At 54.6% G+C, this 17250-nt stretch carries 19 protein-coding genes and 1 tRNA gene; 12 read left to right on the top strand and 8 right to left on the bottom strand.

The window, feature by feature from the left end:
- The first annotated feature begins 6 nt into the window (after positions 1 to 6).
- Positions 7 to 1413: an NAD(P)/FAD-dependent oxidoreductase gene (locus tag G583_RS13445; RefSeq protein WP_022869345.1), complete on the top strand. Its 1407-nt coding sequence runs from the start codon at positions 7 to 9 to the stop codon at positions 1411 to 1413.
- A gap of 126 nt (positions 1414 to 1539) precedes the next feature.
- Positions 1540 to 1613: transfer RNA gene (locus G583_RS0101085), tRNA-Leu, on the top strand.
- Between the two features lie 49 nt (positions 1614 to 1662).
- Here G583_RS0101085 and G583_RS0101080 read toward each other — a convergent pair.
- Entirely contained in the window at positions 1663 to 2754 is a 1092-nt protein-coding gene (locus tag G583_RS0101080) for an acyl-CoA dehydrogenase family protein (RefSeq protein ID WP_022869344.1), read from the bottom strand.
- Positions 2755 to 2947: 193 nt separating this feature from the next.
- Here G583_RS0101080 and G583_RS13440 point away from each other — a divergent pair, with 193 nt between their 5' ends.
- Both G583_RS13440 and G583_RS0101070 read left to right on the top strand, forming a co-directional pair.
- Entirely contained in the window at positions 2948 to 3343 is a 396-nt protein-coding gene (locus G583_RS13440; RefSeq protein ID WP_022869343.1) for an acyl-CoA thioesterase, read from the top strand.
- A 112-nt stretch (positions 3344 to 3455) separates the two neighbouring features.
- Positions 3456 to 4319 (top strand): 3-hydroxyacyl-CoA dehydrogenase family protein, encoded by an 864-nt coding sequence (locus tag G583_RS0101070; protein WP_022869342.1) that lies wholly within the window; start codon positions 3456 to 3458, stop codon positions 4317 to 4319.
- Positions 4320 to 4404: 85 nt separating this feature from the next.
- Here the strand turns inward: G583_RS0101070 and G583_RS16675 are convergent, their stop codons facing one another.
- On the bottom strand, positions 4405 to 4572 hold the full coding sequence (locus tag G583_RS16675) for a hypothetical protein (protein WP_022869341.1): 168 nt from the start codon (positions 4570 to 4572) through the stop codon (positions 4405 to 4407).
- Positions 4573 to 4838: 266 nt separating this feature from the next.
- Between G583_RS16675 and G583_RS0101060 the strand changes: the two genes are divergently transcribed.
- From G583_RS0101060 to ilvA, 3 genes are all read left to right on the top strand, one after another.
- On the top strand, positions 4839 to 5729 hold the full coding sequence (locus tag G583_RS0101060; protein ID WP_022869340.1) for a Bax inhibitor-1/YccA family protein: 891 nt from the start codon (positions 4839 to 4841) through the stop codon (positions 5727 to 5729).
- Between the two features lie 142 nt (positions 5730 to 5871).
- Positions 5872 to 7053, top strand: coding sequence for an AI-2E family transporter (locus G583_RS13435; protein ID WP_022869339.1), 1182 nt, complete (start codon positions 5872 to 5874; stop codon positions 7051 to 7053).
- 76 nt (positions 7054 to 7129) lie between these two features.
- Positions 7130 to 8386, top strand: coding sequence for a threonine ammonia-lyase (gene ilvA / locus G583_RS0101050; protein WP_022869338.1), 1257 nt, complete (start codon positions 7130 to 7132; stop codon positions 8384 to 8386).
- Here ilvA and G583_RS0101045 read toward each other — a convergent pair.
- The 3 genes from G583_RS0101045 to G583_RS13430 all read right to left on the bottom strand — a co-directional run bounded on the left by G583_RS0101045 (position 8383) and on the right by G583_RS13430 (position 10298).
- The gene (locus G583_RS0101045) at positions 8383 to 9048 is read right to left on the bottom strand and encodes a hypothetical protein (RefSeq protein ID WP_156832026.1); all 666 of its coding nucleotides are present in this window, start codon (positions 9046 to 9048) and stop codon (positions 8383 to 8385) included. The two genes, ilvA and G583_RS0101045, sit on opposite strands and share 4 nt — an antisense overlap.
- 119 nt (positions 9049 to 9167) lie before the next feature.
- Positions 9168 to 9656, bottom strand: a complete 489-nt coding sequence (greA, locus tag G583_RS0101040; protein WP_022869336.1) for a transcription elongation factor GreA — start codon at positions 9654 to 9656, stop codon at positions 9168 to 9170.
- 156 nt (positions 9657 to 9812) lie between these two features.
- Positions 9813 to 10298, bottom strand: coding sequence for a DUF4307 domain-containing protein (locus G583_RS13430; protein ID WP_022869334.1), 486 nt, complete (start codon positions 10296 to 10298; stop codon positions 9813 to 9815).
- A gap of 88 nt (positions 10299 to 10386) precedes the next feature.
- Here G583_RS13430 and mca point away from each other — a divergent pair, with 88 nt between their 5' ends.
- The 5 genes from mca to G583_RS13425 all read left to right on the top strand — a co-directional run bounded on the left by mca (position 10387) and on the right by G583_RS13425 (position 14297).
- Positions 10387 to 11346: a mycothiol conjugate amidase Mca gene (mca, locus tag G583_RS0101025; protein ID WP_022869333.1), complete on the top strand. Its 960-nt coding sequence runs from the start codon at positions 10387 to 10389 to the stop codon at positions 11344 to 11346.
- Between the two features lie 7 nt (positions 11347 to 11353).
- Positions 11354 to 11725, top strand: a complete 372-nt coding sequence (locus tag G583_RS0101020) for a hypothetical protein (RefSeq protein WP_022869332.1) — start codon at positions 11354 to 11356, stop codon at positions 11723 to 11725.
- Between the two features lie 12 nt (positions 11726 to 11737).
- Positions 11738 to 12535: an isoprenyl transferase gene (locus G583_RS0101015; protein WP_022869331.1), complete on the top strand. Its 798-nt coding sequence runs from the start codon at positions 11738 to 11740 to the stop codon at positions 12533 to 12535.
- A 70-nt stretch (positions 12536 to 12605) separates the two neighbouring features.
- Positions 12606 to 13127 (top strand): prepilin peptidase, encoded by a 522-nt coding sequence (locus tag G583_RS0101010; RefSeq protein ID WP_022869330.1) that lies wholly within the window; start codon positions 12606 to 12608, stop codon positions 13125 to 13127.
- 39 nt (positions 13128 to 13166) lie between these two features.
- Positions 13167 to 14297 carry an FAD-dependent oxidoreductase gene (locus tag G583_RS13425; RefSeq protein ID WP_022869329.1) on the top strand — a complete coding sequence of 377 codons (1131 nt, stop codon included), beginning with the start codon at positions 13167 to 13169 and terminating at the stop codon, positions 14295 to 14297.
- 68 nt (positions 14298 to 14365) lie between these two features.
- Here the strand turns inward: G583_RS13425 and G583_RS0101000 are convergent, their stop codons facing one another.
- From G583_RS0101000 to G583_RS0100990, 3 genes are all read right to left on the bottom strand, one after another.
- Entirely contained in the window at positions 14366 to 15787 is a 1422-nt protein-coding gene (locus tag G583_RS0101000; protein ID WP_022869328.1) for a class II fumarate hydratase, read from the bottom strand.
- Between the two features lie 68 nt (positions 15788 to 15855).
- Positions 15856 to 16476, bottom strand: coding sequence for a carbonic anhydrase (locus G583_RS0100995; RefSeq protein WP_022869327.1), 621 nt, complete (start codon positions 16474 to 16476; stop codon positions 15856 to 15858).
- Positions 16477 to 16522: 46 nt separating this feature from the next.
- Positions 16523 to 17092 carry a DUF4245 family protein gene (locus G583_RS0100990; RefSeq protein ID WP_084677200.1) on the bottom strand — a complete coding sequence of 190 codons (570 nt, stop codon included), beginning with the start codon at positions 17090 to 17092 and terminating at the stop codon, positions 16523 to 16525.
- Positions 17093 to 17250: the final 158 nt, after the last annotated feature.

The raw sequence follows: 17250 nt of genomic DNA, 5'->3' as shown, positions 1-17250 counted from the left end.
GTGCCTATGGCTATTACTCCACATCTATCTCCTAAACCTCGCGTCCTCGTTGTTGGCGGTGGTTACGGCGGTTACAACATCGCCAAGCGCCTCCAGAAGAAAATTCGCGACCGCGGCGGTATCGTCACCGTGGTCGATCCAAACTCCTACCTGACCTATCAGCCTTTCCTCCCAGAAGTTGTTGGTGGCTCCATCGAGGGCCGTCACGCAGTCGTTGACCTGCGCAGTCACCTGCGCCAGTCGGAGGTTGTGCAGGGCAAGGTCGTTGAAATTCAGCACGCTCAGAAAACAGCGATCATTGAAGGCCCAGAAGGCGCCACTTTCGAATTGCCGTACCAAGATGTCATCGTCACCGCAGGTGCCGATTCACGCGTCTTCCCAATTGAAGGCCTCGGTGAAGCCGGTATCGGTCTCAAGCGTATTGAAGAAGCTGTTTACTTGCGCAACCAAATCCTGGAGCGGATCGAATCAGCAGCCCTGATGACTGACGCTGACCAGCGTCGCCGTGCACTGACCTTCGTGGTAGTAGGCGGTGGCTTCGCAGGTGCCGAACTCATCGGTGAAATCGAAGACCTCGTGCGCACCGCAATCTCGAAGAACCCACGTCTTGCTCAGTCGGACGCCCGCATTGTGCTGATCGAAGCCATGGGACGCATCATGCCTGAGGTGACCGAAGAACAAGCCGAAGCGGTGGTCGAGGAATTCCGGTCACGCGGCATCGAAGTTCTGCTCAACACCTCACTGTCCTCGGCTGTGGGCAACCATATGAAGCTGGTCAATATGTCAGACCAGTCCGATGCTGGCTCGTTCTACGCCGATACCTTGGTGTGGACCGCCGGTGTGGCAGCCAACAAACTGGCACGCTCGACGGACTTCCCGGTAGAAGATCGTGGCCGCATTGAAGTCACGCCAACGCTGCAGGTTTCTGACGGTGAAGGTGGCGTAGCCGAAGGCGCATGGGCTTGTGGCGACGTCGCCGCCGTTCCAGACCTCACCGGTGATGGCCCAGGCGGCTTTTGCGTACCGAACGCCCAGCATGCCGGTCGTCAGGCAACTCGTCTGGCAGACAACCTCATGGCTGTACGTTTTGGTGAAGGCGCCGTTGAAGAGTACTACCACAAGTCCCTCGGTACTGTTGCCGGCATGGGTGTTGGTAAAGGTGTCGGTAACCCACTGGGTATCGAACTGTCTGGCGTTGCTGCCTGGTTGGGACACCGTGTTTACCACAACTACGCGCTGCCAACCTTTGAGCGCAGTTCACGCGTTCTCGGTGGTTGGATCAATGAACTCATCTGGGGCAAAGACACCACCCAGCTGAAAGAACTTGAGACCCCGCATAATGCTTTCCGTGAAGCAGCAGGTCTTGAACGCATTCCAACCAGCTTGGAAGCCAAAACATCGCAAAATGTCTAGGCACTAGCTGACACGAACATCGCGGTCCACTCACAAATTGCTGGACCGCGATGCGTGGTCGAACAGAGCGATTTGCATTTTGTGCTCAATGGTAGGAAATGCGCTAAACTCGTAATGTTCGATTCAGCCTCCGTGGCCCAATAGGTAGAGGCAAGCGACTTAAAATCGCTGTGTTATGGGTTCGAGTCCCATCGGAGGCACGAACACCTCAAGCCCCTTCGTCCCAAGTTTTGTGGCGAAGGGGCTTTCTTATGCTCGGGCCAGTTCCCAGCGAAGCTGTGCTTCGGACGGTGCTTGCAAGGGAATGAACGTTGCCTCGCGGTACCGACGATTCGTATCCGAGGTCGTCACGAAGCCCTGTCCGCCAGCGGTCTTCAATTCCAAAGTCGCCAGCGCTCCGGCAAGCTGCCCGGCTTGTAGCCGTAGTGCTAAGACATCACGGGGATGCGGTGGTTGGTCTGTACCCACGTACGTGGCAAGCTGTATCAGCTGCCGTTTCGCTGAAGCCAACTGGTCGCCATGGTCCTGGATTTCATCCAGTAAGACATCGTTGAAACCCGTTGCATTGTGCAGGGCGCTTTCATAGGCTGCGGTGGCCAAGCCTACACACAAGCTGGCCTGCAATATGCTCAGTGTTGGACGGGTTTGTTGCAGGAACGCGGAGAAGTCACGGGTCAGGATCTGGTCTGTGCTGATTTCGACATCCTGAAGTGTCACATAGGTGGAAGCGGTACCTCGCATTGCCAAAATATCGAGCTGTGGACCGATCTCTATGCCGGGCGCATTGAGTGCAAATGCGACGATCACACCACCCTGCACGCCGTGCCGGTCGATGACGTTGGGGCCATAGGCGGGCGCAACAACGATGGCGTCCTCATAGAGGTTGGAAGCCCAACCAATGTGACCTGATAGGCGCAGCTTTGCGCCCTCGCCCGCAGATAGTCGTAGATGGAGATCGCCAGCACCGGCCAGTGACTTATAGCCAGGCGCCATCGCCGAAGCTCCTGGAGTTGTACCCGCACGTAATCCGGGAAGTACCGACTGCGCATAGATGCCACCAGCCAGCTCGAGGAACTCGATCACCATGCGGTGGCCCCACAGCCCAAAGGGGACACTGAGCGAACGCTGCGCCAGTGAGGCTAAGACCTCGGCCTGCTTTACAAGCCCGCCCTCTTTATTGAGTGGAGCTCCCATATCAACAAGCAATTCGTCTGCAAGTTGTGGCAGCGCCTCACGTGCATTCACTTCCCCGGAATCTATGCGCTGAGCATTGTCTGCAATCCATGTCTGTAGCATCTGCGAAATTTCCACCTGAGCCATGGTGGTTCTGATTGCTTCCATTGTCACACGTACCTCTTCTGTCAGACGGGGGTGCGATAGCAATCCTAGTGGAGCTGGACTGCTGCTTGACGATGAGACGGAAGAGCATTCAAAAAGGAGGTCCCTGGAATCCAAACTCTTCGAGGATGGTGACTAGTATTTTTGGATCGTAGTTGGTTTTATGGATCACTGACCACACACAGAAGGAGCTTCTTTGCTCACGGCAACTATTCGACCAAGAATTGATGACCTCGGTCCGGCCGGACACATCCATAACACGGTTTTACCAGCATGGTTTCAGCAAGCGAGACAAGAACTGCTCGCTGCGTTTCATGACCCTGAGTCAGGTGAGCTACCACCCTTGCTCATCAAAGAATATACCGTCACGTTTCACCGGGAACTTGTCTTGACGCCGGACGTTGAAATCAGCGTCGAGGTAGAGCGTATTGGAAACAGTTCGTTCACGCTGCGCGAGTCTGCGTTCCAGTCGGGCAAACTCAGCGCAGAGTCGCAAGTCGTCTATATCTACGTTGGAGCGGACGGTAGGCCTGCACCGATTCCGGAAGACGGAAAAGTATTCTTAAACCAACACAAAACTCCCGGTGAGTAGGCGTCTTTGCAGACCCGTCTGTCAGATAATACTCAGTGTGTGAAGTGTTGTATCCAGACTCGGTTCGTAGAATGATGCTCGAAGAATTGATAGCGAAAGAAGGAACAGCCACATGAAAGAATCTGCAATCACAGTTATTGGCGGCGGCACGATGGGCCGCGAGATAGCCTTCGTCACGGCGATGAGCGGTTTTCATACCTATCTGGTCGATGTTGAAGAACGCGTCCTCGACACAGCACACCAACAGTTGCAGAAGTCCACCGCCCGTTTGATTGAGCGCCAACGCATGAGCACAGAAGCCGTTGACGCTGGATTCCAGAACCTCGAGTTCACCACCGACCGCGATCATGCAGTACAGAACTCTTCCTTTGTGGTGGAAGCGATCGTTGAAGATCTCGAGATTAAGCAGCAGCTTTTCGCCGAACTTGATGCTGTAGCGGCACCAGAGACTGTGCTGGCTTCCAACTCGTCGTCGATTGTTTCGTCGAAGTTGGCTCAGGGACTGAAACATCCCGAACGAGTATGCAATGTGCACTTCTTCAACCCGGTCCTACAAATGACTCTGGTCGAAGTTGTTGGAGGAGAGCACACCGGTAAAGACACCATGGACCGTTCTCTGGAATTGGTCAAAGCCCTCGGGAAAACTCCAGTGGTGGTAGAAAAAGAAATTTTCGGTTTCATTGTGAACCGCATTCTGATGGCTATCGTGGGCGAGGCGCTCCACCTCTATGAAGAAGGCTATGCGTCGATCGAAGACATTGATACCGCGGTTAAAGAAGGCCTCAGCCACCCGATGGGACCGTTTACGCTCATGGATCTGGTGGGTGTCGACATCAACCACGGAATCCAATCGCTTGCTGCAGCCGAACCACATGACGACCTGGTCAAAGAAGTCAGCCCCGTATTGTCCAAGCTCGTTGAGGAAGGCAATCTCGGGCGTAAGAGTGGCAAAGGATTCTACAACTACAGCAAGTAGTAGCTAACTCACAGTAGGTCTTATAGCAGGGTCTCACAGCGGTGCCACACGGGTGTGAGACCCTGCATTTTCATGCGAAGTGTCTTTATTGAAGGTATTCTTCGTCAACCGGGCAACAGTCAGGCTGATTATAAGATTGCGACCATAACACTCCGTAGACCGCTCCAGCAATTGCCAGAAGCAAAATGACGATCGGCCCGATGTACCGGGGGACTTTCGACTTCCGTTTTGGGCCGCCGGTCTGCTGAGTCATGGTGATCCTTCGAAGAGCTACGGGCAGAAGAAATCCACTGTAAAGGTCTGCCGCATGCAGGTCTGCAACCTGCGTACAGCGAGACGAACAAGCACGCCATTAGCTTACGTGGCACTAGCGACCTACAAACAGCGACTGGCAGTGCAATTTCTGTGAAAATCATGACCGATTGGTGTGCAATACCCAGGTTGTCACAGTAGGCTAGAGGAAGATTGTGATATGCCCGCTGAACAACTAGTCGGTGGGATTGTCGAGAAAGGATGGGCATGCCCAACCCCGTATTCCGTTCCAAGGCTTTTCAAGGCCCCGTTCAGCAGGCTAAACAAGAGCAGCACGCTGGCTACCAGCAGGCACAAGGCTACCAACAGCAGCCATACGGTGCTGCAGGTGGGCAGTCAGCCGCTGGTCTCCCACAACAAGCTGGGGCCACCATGAGCTCGGACCAGCTGTCCCAGATGTACCAGCAGCCTTCGGCCACCGCCGCCGACACAGGTCGTATGACCTTCGGCTCGGTCATCAACCGTTCAAGCCTCGTCTTCTTGATGATCGTGGCAGGTGCAGTCTTCGGCTGGACCTTCGCCAACCCAGTTAATAACGCTGGTATTTACTTCCTCGCGCTCGCAGTTGGTTTCATCTTCGGACTGATCAATGCGTTTAAACGCGAACCCTCACCAGTCATGATTTCCATCTATGCGGTCGCACAGGGAATCTTCCTTGGTGGGATTTCCGCGATGTTTGAGCTGCAGTGGCCAGGAATCGTATTCCAAGCGGTTCTTGCAACCCTGTCGGTATTCGCCGTGGTTCTGGCGCTTTTCCGTTCTGGCAAGGTGCGTGCGACACCGAAGATGAACCGCATCTTCATGATCGCTATGGTTTCCTACCTGGTCTTTAGCCTCCTGAACTTCGTTTTGATGATCACCGGCGCTATCGACGGTATGTTCGGTATGCGTTCCGGCTGGCTCGGTATTGTCATCGGCCTGCTGGCCGTTGTGATGGCCTCGTACTCACTGGTTATGGACTTCACCTCGATCGAAGAGGGAGTTCGTGCAGGCGTACCGGAGCGTTACTCCTGGACTGCTGCCTTCGGCCTGGCTGCAACCATGATCTGGCTCTACATTGAGATTCTGCGCATCTTGGCAATCTTTAACCAGGACTAAGACTCCTCGCGTTTGCCAGTTCTCTTTGATAACGGTGGCCGGTTCCAACGTGGACCGGCCACCGTTATATTCTGAGGGAATATAGCTTGTCGTCAAGAGCCCGAGGATGTCTCTTGACAGTAGCTGGATATAAGGAGAATGCTTGACCACCCCATCAACCTCACCGGGCGACCAGCCACAGTCGGACGCCCCGAAGCAGAAGGCGTCACTGTCAACGCGTGTTCAAGAAAAACTCGCGGCGGATTTGCCCTACGGTGTCGTCGTCGCTGCCGGATGGTCATGGCGGATGCTGCTGATCATTATAATGAGTGCGGTAGCCATCTGGTTGTTGTCACATATTTCGCTGCTCATCATTCCGGTGCTCGTTGCAGCACTACTAGCCACTCTCTTGCAACCGGCACACAGGTTTTTTCTCAAACTCAAAGTCCCAGCGGTCTTATCCTCGCTGCTCCTGACAGCCGCCTTGATCTTGGTGGTTGCGGCCTTATTGACGCTAGCCGGTCAGCAACTTGCTGTGGGATTCGCCACCATGCAGGTTTCAGTGGCAGCGGGAGTTCGTGACTTTATCGCGCTGATTGAATCCTGGGGGCTGTCGTTGGAGGCGTTGGACTATCAAGAGTTACTGTCTGATCTTGCACAAACACTCCAAGAAAACTCTGGCGCCATCGTATCGGGAGCGCTAGATTTCGGGTCCACCGCGACTAACATCCTGGCAGGCTTTGCTATGGCTGTGTTCTCGTTGATCTTCTTTCTCAAAGACGGTCCCAGAATCTGGAGCTTCCTACTCAACTTTGTTCCAAAGCATCACCGCCGCGCCGTTGATGGTGCAGGTTATGCCGGCTGGGGTGCACTGGGATCCTATGTTCGGGTGCAAATCTTCGTAGCCTTTGTCGATGCATTAGGCATTGGCGTGGGTGCTTGGTTACTCGGTGTGCCTTTAGCCATGCCGCTCGGCGTCCTCGTCTTTCTTGGGTCCTTCATCCCGATTGTTGGTGCAGTCCTTACCGGCGCGGTCGCGGTACTGCTGGCACTGGTGGCTAATGATTGGGGGAATGCACTCCTAATGTTGGCTGTCGTGCTTGGCGTACAGCAGCTAGAGTCCAACGTTCTGCAACCGTTGATCATGGGTAAAGCTGTGAACTTGCACCCGCTTGCCGTGTTCTTGGCTGTTGCAGCAGGTACGGCAACCATGGGACTGATTGGTGCAGTCTTTGCGGTACCGGTCATGGCATTCATCAATGAGTTCGTGAAGTATCTATCCCGGAAACCATGGCTAAAGGACCCCGACCCTGGCCCAATTCTTAGCGACCCGTCGGCGACATAGTCGCCATAAAGCATTCCCGATCACCGGCCGACCGGTAGCGTGACCGTAGACGAATATTGTTGTGCAGGAGAAATAATTGCAAACTCGTGAAACCGGAATCCCAAACGTTCGATATGAAGATATCGAAGCAGCCCGCGAAACCCTCAAAGATGTCATCCGAGCAACCTCAATGGACCATTCGCGTGCACTGGGCCGAATTGCTGATTCAACGGTTCACCTCAAATGTGAGAACCTCCAGCGTGCCGGATCATTCAAAGTCCGTGGCGCCTATGTACACATGTCATCTCTGACCGCCGAGCAAAAAGCCAAAGGCGTGGTCGCTGCCTCTGCTGGTAACCACGCACAGGGTGTTGCTCTGGCAGCCTCGAAGCTAGGTATCGAAGCACGCATCTACATGCCGCTAGGTGCAGCCCTGCCAAAAGTTCAGGCAACCCGAGATCATGGCGCGACCGTCGTTCTGGCAGGCAACAACGTGGACGAAGCCTTGGAACTCGCCGCACGGTACGCCGAGGAAACCGGTGCCACGTTTATTCACCCCTTCGATAACCCACAGATCGTGGCCGGTCAGGGGACCGTTGGGTTAGAAATCGTAGAACAACAGCCTGATGTCGATACCGTGCTCCTGAGCATCGGAGGTGGTGGTCTCCTGGCTGGAACAGCGATCGCCATCAAAGAATACGCACGCCACCAAGGACGCCACATCAACGTGATCGGGGTGCAAGCAGAAAAGGCTGCTGCATATCCGCCGTCGCTCGTAGCGGGCAAGCCCGTCTCACTCGACAACGTAGCAACCATCGCTGACGGTATCGCGGTCGGTAGACCTGGCGAAGTGCCTTTCGACATCATCCGAGAGTACTGTGACGAGGTTGTAACCGTCACCGACGATGAAATTGCGGCAGCCATCGTGTTCTTGCTGGAACGGTCAAAGATGGTGGTTGAACCAGCAGGTGCAGCACCTGTCGCAGCATTGATGACCGGTAAGCTACAAGAACTCGGCATCGAATCGGATTCCACCGTCGCCGTCCTATCGGGCGGCAATATTGACCCGATGCTCATGCTGAAGGTTATTCAAGTCGGGCTAAGTTCAGCAGGCAGGTTCCTCACGGTCAAGATTGCCCTGCGTGATCGACCAGGTGAGCTACAGAATATTTCACGCATCATCGCTGAAAATGATGCGAATGTGACGCGTGTAGATCACTCACGCGTGGGAGCAGGGCTCACGATGGGCGGAGTGCATATCACTATCGACATGGAGATCCGCGGGAAAGGCCACTCCGAGCAAGTGCTTGAAGCACTGCGCGAAGCCGGCTACGATCCCTCAGTTCAGCTCTAGGCTGGAGATTTCTCGGATACTGCCACCAATTTGGACTGTTCCATCAGCCCCGTCATTGACGAGGTATCACGCACGAGTTGCGCTACCACAGGGTGACCTGACGGCGTCTGGTGGACCTGTTCACTGAACTGTTGCATCGACCAACTGGGTTGCGTCGAGCCCAGAAGCAGTTGTGTCGCGTTGATCGCCTCGATCACTTCCAGCAAGACCCGGTCTTGTTTTCCAACGGAACGTTGCCCGCGCAATGCTAAGCCGAGATCATCAAGAACGACCTCGAGCGCATCGTCTGCGACCAGCTTGTAGTCTTTGGAGTCTTTGGTCAGTATGCCTTGACGAGCGAATTCTTCGAGCACGCCGTCGGCAGGATCCAATTTCTTGTTGCCGAGCGCGGCCGAGACCCGCTTGTCATGAAATTTACCCAGCTTTTTGAAAGCGCCATTGAGCCCTACAGCTTCTGGAGTGCGCGCTTCATCCACTTTGATCAAGGGATTCTCATAATCCCAAGCCTTGGTGGCATCCGCCGGCGCGAAGGAAAGGGTCTCAGAGCGTTCAAACTCCAGGAGGGTTAGAGCCGTCCGTGCTTTGACGAACAACGACTCAACCCCGTTCAGGACTGAACGGTGTGGGACGGTGAGCAGCATAAATTTTTCGATGTTCAACACAACACCAGGCTAACACCAAAACAGGCATTTAAGCCGCTAAAGGTGGCCTCTCCAATGAGGAAAGACCACCTGTAAGCGAGGTTATCTAATTGACGCGTCTATAGAAGAGCGCCCAAAAATTAGCCGTCGTACGGAGTGACCGACACCAGTTCTACTTCGATGTCTTTACCATTTGGCGCCTTGTAGCTCACGGTATCGCCGGCCTTATGACCTTCGATAGCAGCACCCAATGGTGAGGCAACGGAATACACTTCGGTGTTGCCGTCACCGGCGATTTCGCGGGAGCCAAGAATGAACTTCATTTCATTGCCTGCAAGCTTGCACTCAACGAGCATGCCAGGCTTGACGATGCCATCATCGGCTGCTGACTCGCCAACTTCAGCGTTTTCCAGCAGGGCTTTGAGTTCTTGGATGCGGCCCTCATTCTTAGACTGCTCTTCACGAGCAGCGTGGTAGCCGGCGTTTTCACGCAGGTCGCCTTCATCGCGAGCCGCTTCAATGCGGTCCACGATTTCTTGACGGTATGGACCGGAAATTTCGTCGAGCTCATTTTTCAACCGGTCATAGGCTGCTTGCGTCAGCCATGGTGTGCCGTTGGTTGTGGCCATTCCGGCCTCCTTACTTGTCTCATTCATCAAACTAAAAGCCCCGTGGCACCAAATATGTGCAAACGGGGCGACAGTTCTGGAATATACCGGTGCTCATCATAGCATCGAAGCGATTGCCAATGGCAAGGGTTCAAGCTCTATGCCATCCATCAGCGGCTAGTAGTCCCGCAGGTTTGTCAGGTTGGGTGCTTCCTCGTCTTCGACATACCAGCAGTTTTCGACCTCACCGGATGAGCCCAATTGATCGGTGCGGATATCGGCGTCATAATATTTCGTCAAGTCTTTACCAGCCTGGTCGGTGTCCTCTTCGGGACCTATGACAACGGTGCGATATCCTGCAACGGCCGCATTATCGGAGAGGACGCGTACGGCACAGGCCACAGTTTCTTCTGGTTCCTTGGTAACTTCGAACTCAACCCAGGCTGACGAGTCATCATGAATCTGGTAGCCAACACTCTTATAAGCCAACATACTTGAGCTGCCAGAAAAAGCGAACCAAAACGTCACCAATATGGCTGCCAGAAGGGCGATAATAGCAATGATACGTCCGGTTTTTTTCGAGACGCGAGACTTTTTGGTGCCACCATATCGGGTAGCTACACTGTTGTCGGCAGACGCTGCCTGATTCAAGTTGGCATTCATATCGAGTTATAGCCTAATACAGCCCCCACCGTCGTCCGAATTCTGTACGCCCTAAGCCCCAGAACTTAGCATGTAAGGAGTCCACGCCATGTCGTCCAATCCACAGCTGCCAGCTGTCACCGACTCAGGTCTACCTGATTCTACGGGGCTGCGGTTATTGGCCGTCCACGCCCATCCCGATGATGAAGCCTCAAAAGGTGCAGCCACAATGGCGGCCTATGTTCATGCAGGAGCTCGGGTCATGGTGGCTACTGCGACTGACGGTGCCATGGGCGACCTGAACAACCCCTATTACGGTGACTCGGTTCGAGTGGAACGGGACATTACTGCCGTTCGTTTCCATGAGATGGCCGAAGCCGCACGTATTCTGAACATCGAGCACCGCTGGTTGGGCTTCCGTGACTCGGGTTTCCCATCAGGGGACCCTATGGACCTCTTGGCACCCGGATCTTTCGCTTCCATCCCTCTTCACGATGCTACTGCGCCTTTGATGCGCGTGATTCGGGAATTCAAACCCCACGTCATGGTGACATATGACGAAATCGGTGGTTATCCTCACCCGGATCACCTGCGCACCCACGCCATCTCAATGGAAGCCTATGAGAAATCGGGCGACCCAGATGCCTATCCGGGAACTGGAGAACCGTGGGAAATATCTAAGCTCTACTATGACCGGGCATTCAATCCGGAAAAGATCCGTGCCATCCACAACGCGATGCTGGAAAGCGATATGGACTCCCCATATGCTGACCGTCTGGATTGGTACGATCGGGTAGCCGCGGGCGAAGATGATCCGGACGCCTGGCGACTGACTCACCACGAAGTCACCACGCAGGTCAAAACGGATGCGTTTCTGGAATATCGTGACGCGGCGCTGCGTGCGCATCGCTCCCAGGTTGATACTCACGGCGGGTTTTTCTTTACGCCAAATGAGTTATTGCGCAAGCACTGGCCTTGGGAAGACTACGTGCTGATTGACTCCCGGGTGCAAACCAGCCAGCCCGAAGACGATTTATTCGCCGGGCTACGAGACACCCCGCTAGACTAAGGTCACCATGCTCTATACGATTTTATCCACTGCGGTCATAACCGGCGTCCAAGATCCCACGCTACGCGAGGGACTCCGCGATGAAGACGTCACCCCAGGCATCTTAGGGTTCCTGGCAACGTTTGCCTTCGTGCTGGCCGCGATCGTAGTTTTCCGCATCATGATCCGGCAGATTCGTCGCGTCAAACTGCGCTCCACCACAGCCGAAGACATGCTGGTAGAACGCAACCAACCGGATTTGTCTGAAGAAGATCGTGAGCGTTCTGAAATAGACGACCTGGCAGAAAGCCAGACTGAACTTCTACGCAAGAAGTATCCAGGCTACCTGGATATGCCCACACTGGAAGCCAAAGAACCCGATTCCGGACGCAACGACTAGGTACGGTAGCGCATGGCCACATCTGTATTCGGTGCACTGCGAGTCCCAGACGTCGTCTATCGGTATTATGAACGTCGACTAGCGCGTAGCCTCACGAAAGCCCAACTACCCGGTCATATCGGTGTAGTACTGGACGGTAATCGTCGTTGGGCAAAACAAACGGGCGCCTCCACCGCATACGGACATCAAGTGGGGGCAGAAAAGATTCACGAGTTCTTGCACTGGGTTGCAGAATTTAACATCCCGGTCGTCACGCTCTACATGCTATCGACCCAAAATCTCAACCGGGATAAAACCGAACTCGAACCACTGATAAAAATCATTGCCCAAACTTTGCGTCAGCTCGGTTCTGGACTCAAGGACGGCACACAACTGAAAGTCCATCCGGTGGGGGACCAGCGCGTTCTGCCTCAGTCGCTTGTCGACCTGCTGAACGAAACCGCCGAAACCACACGGTACAACACCGGTCTCCACGTCAACGTAGCGATCGGCTATGGGGGCCGCGAAGAAATTGTTGACGCCGCAAAGTCGTTCCTGACCGATACATCCGAGCTGGGCTACACATTAGACCAGGCCATCGAAACGCTCGACGTTGATGCCATATCAGCTCGCCTCTATACCCGAGGACAGCCTGATCCTGATCTCGTGATCCGCACCTCTGGTGAACAGCGCCTGTCAGGATTTTTGATGTGGCAATCGGCATACTCCGAGTTCTACTTTTGCGAAGCGCTCTGGCCAGCATTCCGCCGCGTAGACTTCATTCGTGCACTGCGTGATTACGCAACTCGCAACCGACGCTACGGTTCCTAAGTACGCCATTCTCCACAGTCTGCTGCGACACACTGCATTCCAAGACGCGTGATTAGCTAATGTGTCATTCGTGACTCAGCTGCTAACCGAATACTTCTCATCCACTGTCGCATCACCATTGACCGTGATGTTGTTGAGCTGTGCACTGCTCTGGTTTCTTATGTGCTCCATCGTTTTGTTCGTGATTGATATTCGCGAGCACCGGTTGCCCAATCGCTGGACCGGGCTACTTTTCATCGGTGGCGCTGGTCTTTTGCTCGCCACAACCCTGACGGCCTCGGCGAATTCTATATTTGCCGATCGCTGGCTCATGATCGTGGGTGGTTCGGCAGGGTACTTGGCTGCGATGTTGATCCTGCATGTGCTAACGCGTGCCGGGCTTGGTATGGGAGACGTAAAATTAGCTGCCGGGATCGGGTTGTATACGGGATTTCTCGGGTGGGAAGCTGTCATTGCGGGCTTCGTCTTAGCGTTTTTGGCAGGAGGTCTCCAGGCCATCTATCTTGTGCTGTTCAAAGGAGCCAAGAAGAATACTCGTATCGCGTTCGGACCAGCAATGCTCGTAGGCGGTTTGCTGACCCTGTTGATGTAACGCCTAGACTCACAGTAAACGTCAGAAAGGCTAGGTTCAGTGCGGATTGCAGTGATTGGGGCCGGCATCGCCGGACTTGTAGCGGCCTGTGGGTTACAGCGTGACGGGCACGAGGTTATCGTGTATGAACAGCGTGATCACCCCGGGGCTGATGGAGCCGGCCTGACGTTATTCGGTAACGCCTTTGACGCGCTGACTGCTGTGGGCCTGTCTGAGACGGTCAAGAGTGTTTCAAGTGGGGCAATTGCCACGATGCACGCCGGACAACGGGCACCCGACGGAAGTTGGCTACTTACCTTGCCTAGGGCCTCGGTTGCCACTTTGCGTAGCGCTCACCGGGTGGCCCTTCACAACGCACTAGTCGCCCAGTTAGCCGCTGATACGCTGCGCTCGGGTACTACCGCACATGTCGCGACCAACGGTGCACCGAATATTTCGACACACGGGGTAAGCGAAGAATTTGATCTCGTGATTGTAGCCGACGGGCTACGTAGCAAAAATCGTGAACGTTTGGGCCTTGAAACCGGGTTATCGTATGCAGGCTATACCGCTTGGAGAGGCGTTACCACCACCCCTGTCGAGATTGACAATGCCGCGGGGGAGACGTGGGGACGTGGCGCCATCTTTGGGATTGTGCCGTTGCCTGACAACCGGCTCTATTGGTTTGGGACGCTGACGACTGAAGCAGATCGAGTATTTGCTGATGAGCGGCAAGTGGTCCACGATATATTTGGTGCGTGGCATGCTCCGATCCCTGCATGCCTGGCCGCAACACCAGCTGAAAATATCATGCGTCATGATGTCTATGAGCTCGCCAAGCCGTTGGCTAGTTTCACCTTGGGCCGCACGGCGCTATTGGGAGACGCTGCCCATGCTATGACCCCGAACCTGGGCCAGGGCGCAGGTCAAGGCATTGAAGACGCAGTTACCCTCACCATGCTGTTGCGCGGTGTAGACGGCAACGACCTTGGCGGTGTTCTCGAGCGTTATAGCAAACTGCGACGTCAACGCACCACTGCATTATGGCGGCAGTCCCGCTGGATGGGTAGGATTGCGCAAGCCTCTGGGCCATTGACCGCGGGAATACGGGATTTCGGGATGCGTATGACACCGGGAAGGATTGCCGGGTTGGCGTCGCACCAACTGCAATCGTGGAATCAGCCCGGCTAACAGCAGCCGCGTTGTTAAATAGGTGATCCTCGCACAAAACGTGCGAGGATCACCGGAAACGTGTTGGACTAGCTTGGGCGGGTCATCGACATTGGGTCGAGTGCCTTATCAAGCTGCTCTTCACTAATGTCACCGCGTTCGACGTAGCCTAGCGCGATGGTTGCTTCGCGAACGGTAACTTTTTCTGCCACCGAATATTTAGCGATTTCAGCGGCGGCCTCATAACCGATGATCTTATTCAACGGGGTCACAATTGACGGTGAGGCACCAGCCAGGAAGGCGGCACGTTCGACGTTTGCCTCGAGACCGTCGATCATCTTATCGGCCATCACGTGCGACGAGTTGGTCAACAAGCGGATGGACTCCAAGAGGTTAGAAGCCATGACGGGAATGCCTACGTTGAGTTCGAATGCACCATTGGTGGAGGACAGCGAGATAGTGGTGTCGTTTCCGATAACCTGCGCACACACCATCGAAACGGCTTCAACGATGACAGGGTTGACCTTACCCGGCATGATGGATGAACCAGGCTGGAGATCAGGAATAGCCAGCTCACCCAGGCCGGTGTTCGGGCCGGAGCCCATCCAGCGGAGATCGTTATTAATCTTCAACAGTGAGTAGGCAATGTTGCGCAACTGTCCGGACGCTTCGACCAGCCCGTCACGGTTTGCTTGGGCCTCAAAGTGATTGCGAGCTTCAGTGATCGGCAATCCAGACTCTTCGGACAGAATTTCAATGACGCGCTCAGAGAATCCAAGTGGTGTGTTGATCCCGGTGCCAACAGCAGTACCGCCCAACGGCACCTCTGCCACGCGAGGCAAAGCCGACTCGATGCGTTCAATGCCGTAGCGAACCTGTGCGGCGTAACCGCCAAATTCCTGGCCCATGGTCACCGGGGTTGCATCCATGAGGTGGGTGCGACCGGCTTTCACCACGGTTTCAAATTCTTTGGCCTTGCGTTCTAGCGATTCGGCGAGGTGTACAAGCGCTGGCTTGAGGTTGTTGATCAGCGCGTTGGTCACAGCAACGTGTACCGACGTCGGGAATACATCATTGGAGGACTGTGAAGCATTGACGTGGTCATTCGGATGAACCGTGGCATCTGAGCCTGCTGCCTTCAACGCCTGGTTCGCCAGGTTGGCCAACACCTCGTTGGTGTTCATATTTGATGAGGTGCCGGAACCGGTCTGAAAAATATCGATGGGGAACTGATCATCGTGTTCGCCGGCGATGACTTGATCAGCGGCGGACTTGATGGCCTGTGCCTGATCATCGCTAATAACACCCAATTCGTTATTAGCAACAGCGCACGCCTTCTTCACGAGGCTCAGAGCATGAATGTGGGCTGGTTCAAGACCCTGGCCCGAGATCGGGAAATTTTCTACAGCACGCTGGGTTTGTGCGGAGTACAGTGCATTTACTGGTACTCGGACTTCACCCATGGTGTCGTGTTCAATACGGAATTGTTGATTATCAGACTTCGTTGTCATAATCCTTATCCTAGTTGGGAACTACCCTTGTTGATGCGTATTTCTGCTTTGGTCAAATCTGTGGCTGTTTACGCTTCGACGGGACCCAAAATATCGCCAATTTGGACGGTGCCATCGGACAGAGAATAGGTTATACCCATAACCGCGGTTTTCCCGTCAGCAACCGCTTGTGCAACGGCATAGGACGTGTCGACGACGCGATGGACTGTCTGGTCGGTGTGCTCTTTGACCGTGCCATTGACATCCGTAACTCCCTTGGAGCGGGCAGCCATAACCGACGGCATAATGCGTTCGACCAGTGAACGCATGAATCCCTTTGGCATCACAGAAGTTTCCATCGATTCGACGGCTGCGGTGACAGCCCCGCAGTTATCGTGGCCGAGAATAATGATGAGCGGGACATCGATTTCTTCGATCGCAAACTGCAGCGACCCGAGGACCGCATCATCAATGACCTGTCCTGCGGTACGAATAACGAACACATCGCCGAGGCCAACGTCGAAGATGATTTCGGCGGCTAGACGCGAGTCTGCGCAACCGAAGATCACTGCGTGTGGACTTTGGGACTCCGCTAGGGCTGCACGCCATCCTGCATCCTGATGCGGATGATCGACAGAGCCTTCTACGAACCGATCGTTGCCGGCTTTGAGCAGCCCCCAGGCTTCTTGAGGCGATAACGATGAGGGCATTTTGGGCTCCTTTGATCAGGGTCGTTTACTCGATGCAGTAAAGCAATTACTGGTATTGGTTCAGAACTTCAGCAGCCAGCTGGCGCAGCGATTCCTCGTCCATGGAGCCGGACAGGATCAACGTCATGGTGTCCGACGGCTCGATTCTATGCTCCGCTTGGGCATTCTCGTTAGAGTTGGCCTGCTGTTCTAATTCAGCAACAAAATAGATGTGTTCATCTTCGCCGACCCAGCGGGTGACGTCATGGTTTGCCACAGTGGTTTCTGTCGCTTCGCCGACCGGATTGACCTCGTCATCAACCCATCCTGTGGTCGCATTTGAGGTTTGTGCGATGCCAAAGAATTCTTCATCTTCGGTCAAATAGCCTACTTCCCAAGAAGGAATGTCGTCTTGGGCGCCAGAATCCCAGCGAGCGTAGTTTGCCCGCCAAGTATCGGATGTATTGAGGCTGGCTGGAACAAACGGTGCCACCTTGGCAACTTCTTCTTCGGCAACGGCGACATCCACACCGGGATCAAATTCATTATCCGCCTGGGGGTTGAGGGCCATCCAGCCCAGAACGATCGCCAAAGTTGCCAGCACCGAGTAGGTCATCGCCTTAGCCGACTGGCTCATTCGGTTGCTCTGCGACTTGGTGAGTTTTGGCTTGGCAACAGCCTCATCGTGTTCGGTAGTGATGGTTTTTCCTTTGCAACAACACCAGAATTTTTACTCTTCGACTCTATTGTGCCACCAAACTCACCCGCGACCATATTCGCGCTAGAATAGGGAAG

This window comes from Yaniella halotolerans DSM 15476, from assembly GCF_000420805.1.
Lineage (GTDB): Bacteria > Actinomycetota > Actinomycetes > Actinomycetales > Micrococcaceae > Yaniella > Yaniella halotolerans.
The sequence above is the reverse complement of the archived record's forward strand: the minus strand, read 5'-3'. Positions and strand labels throughout refer to the sequence as shown.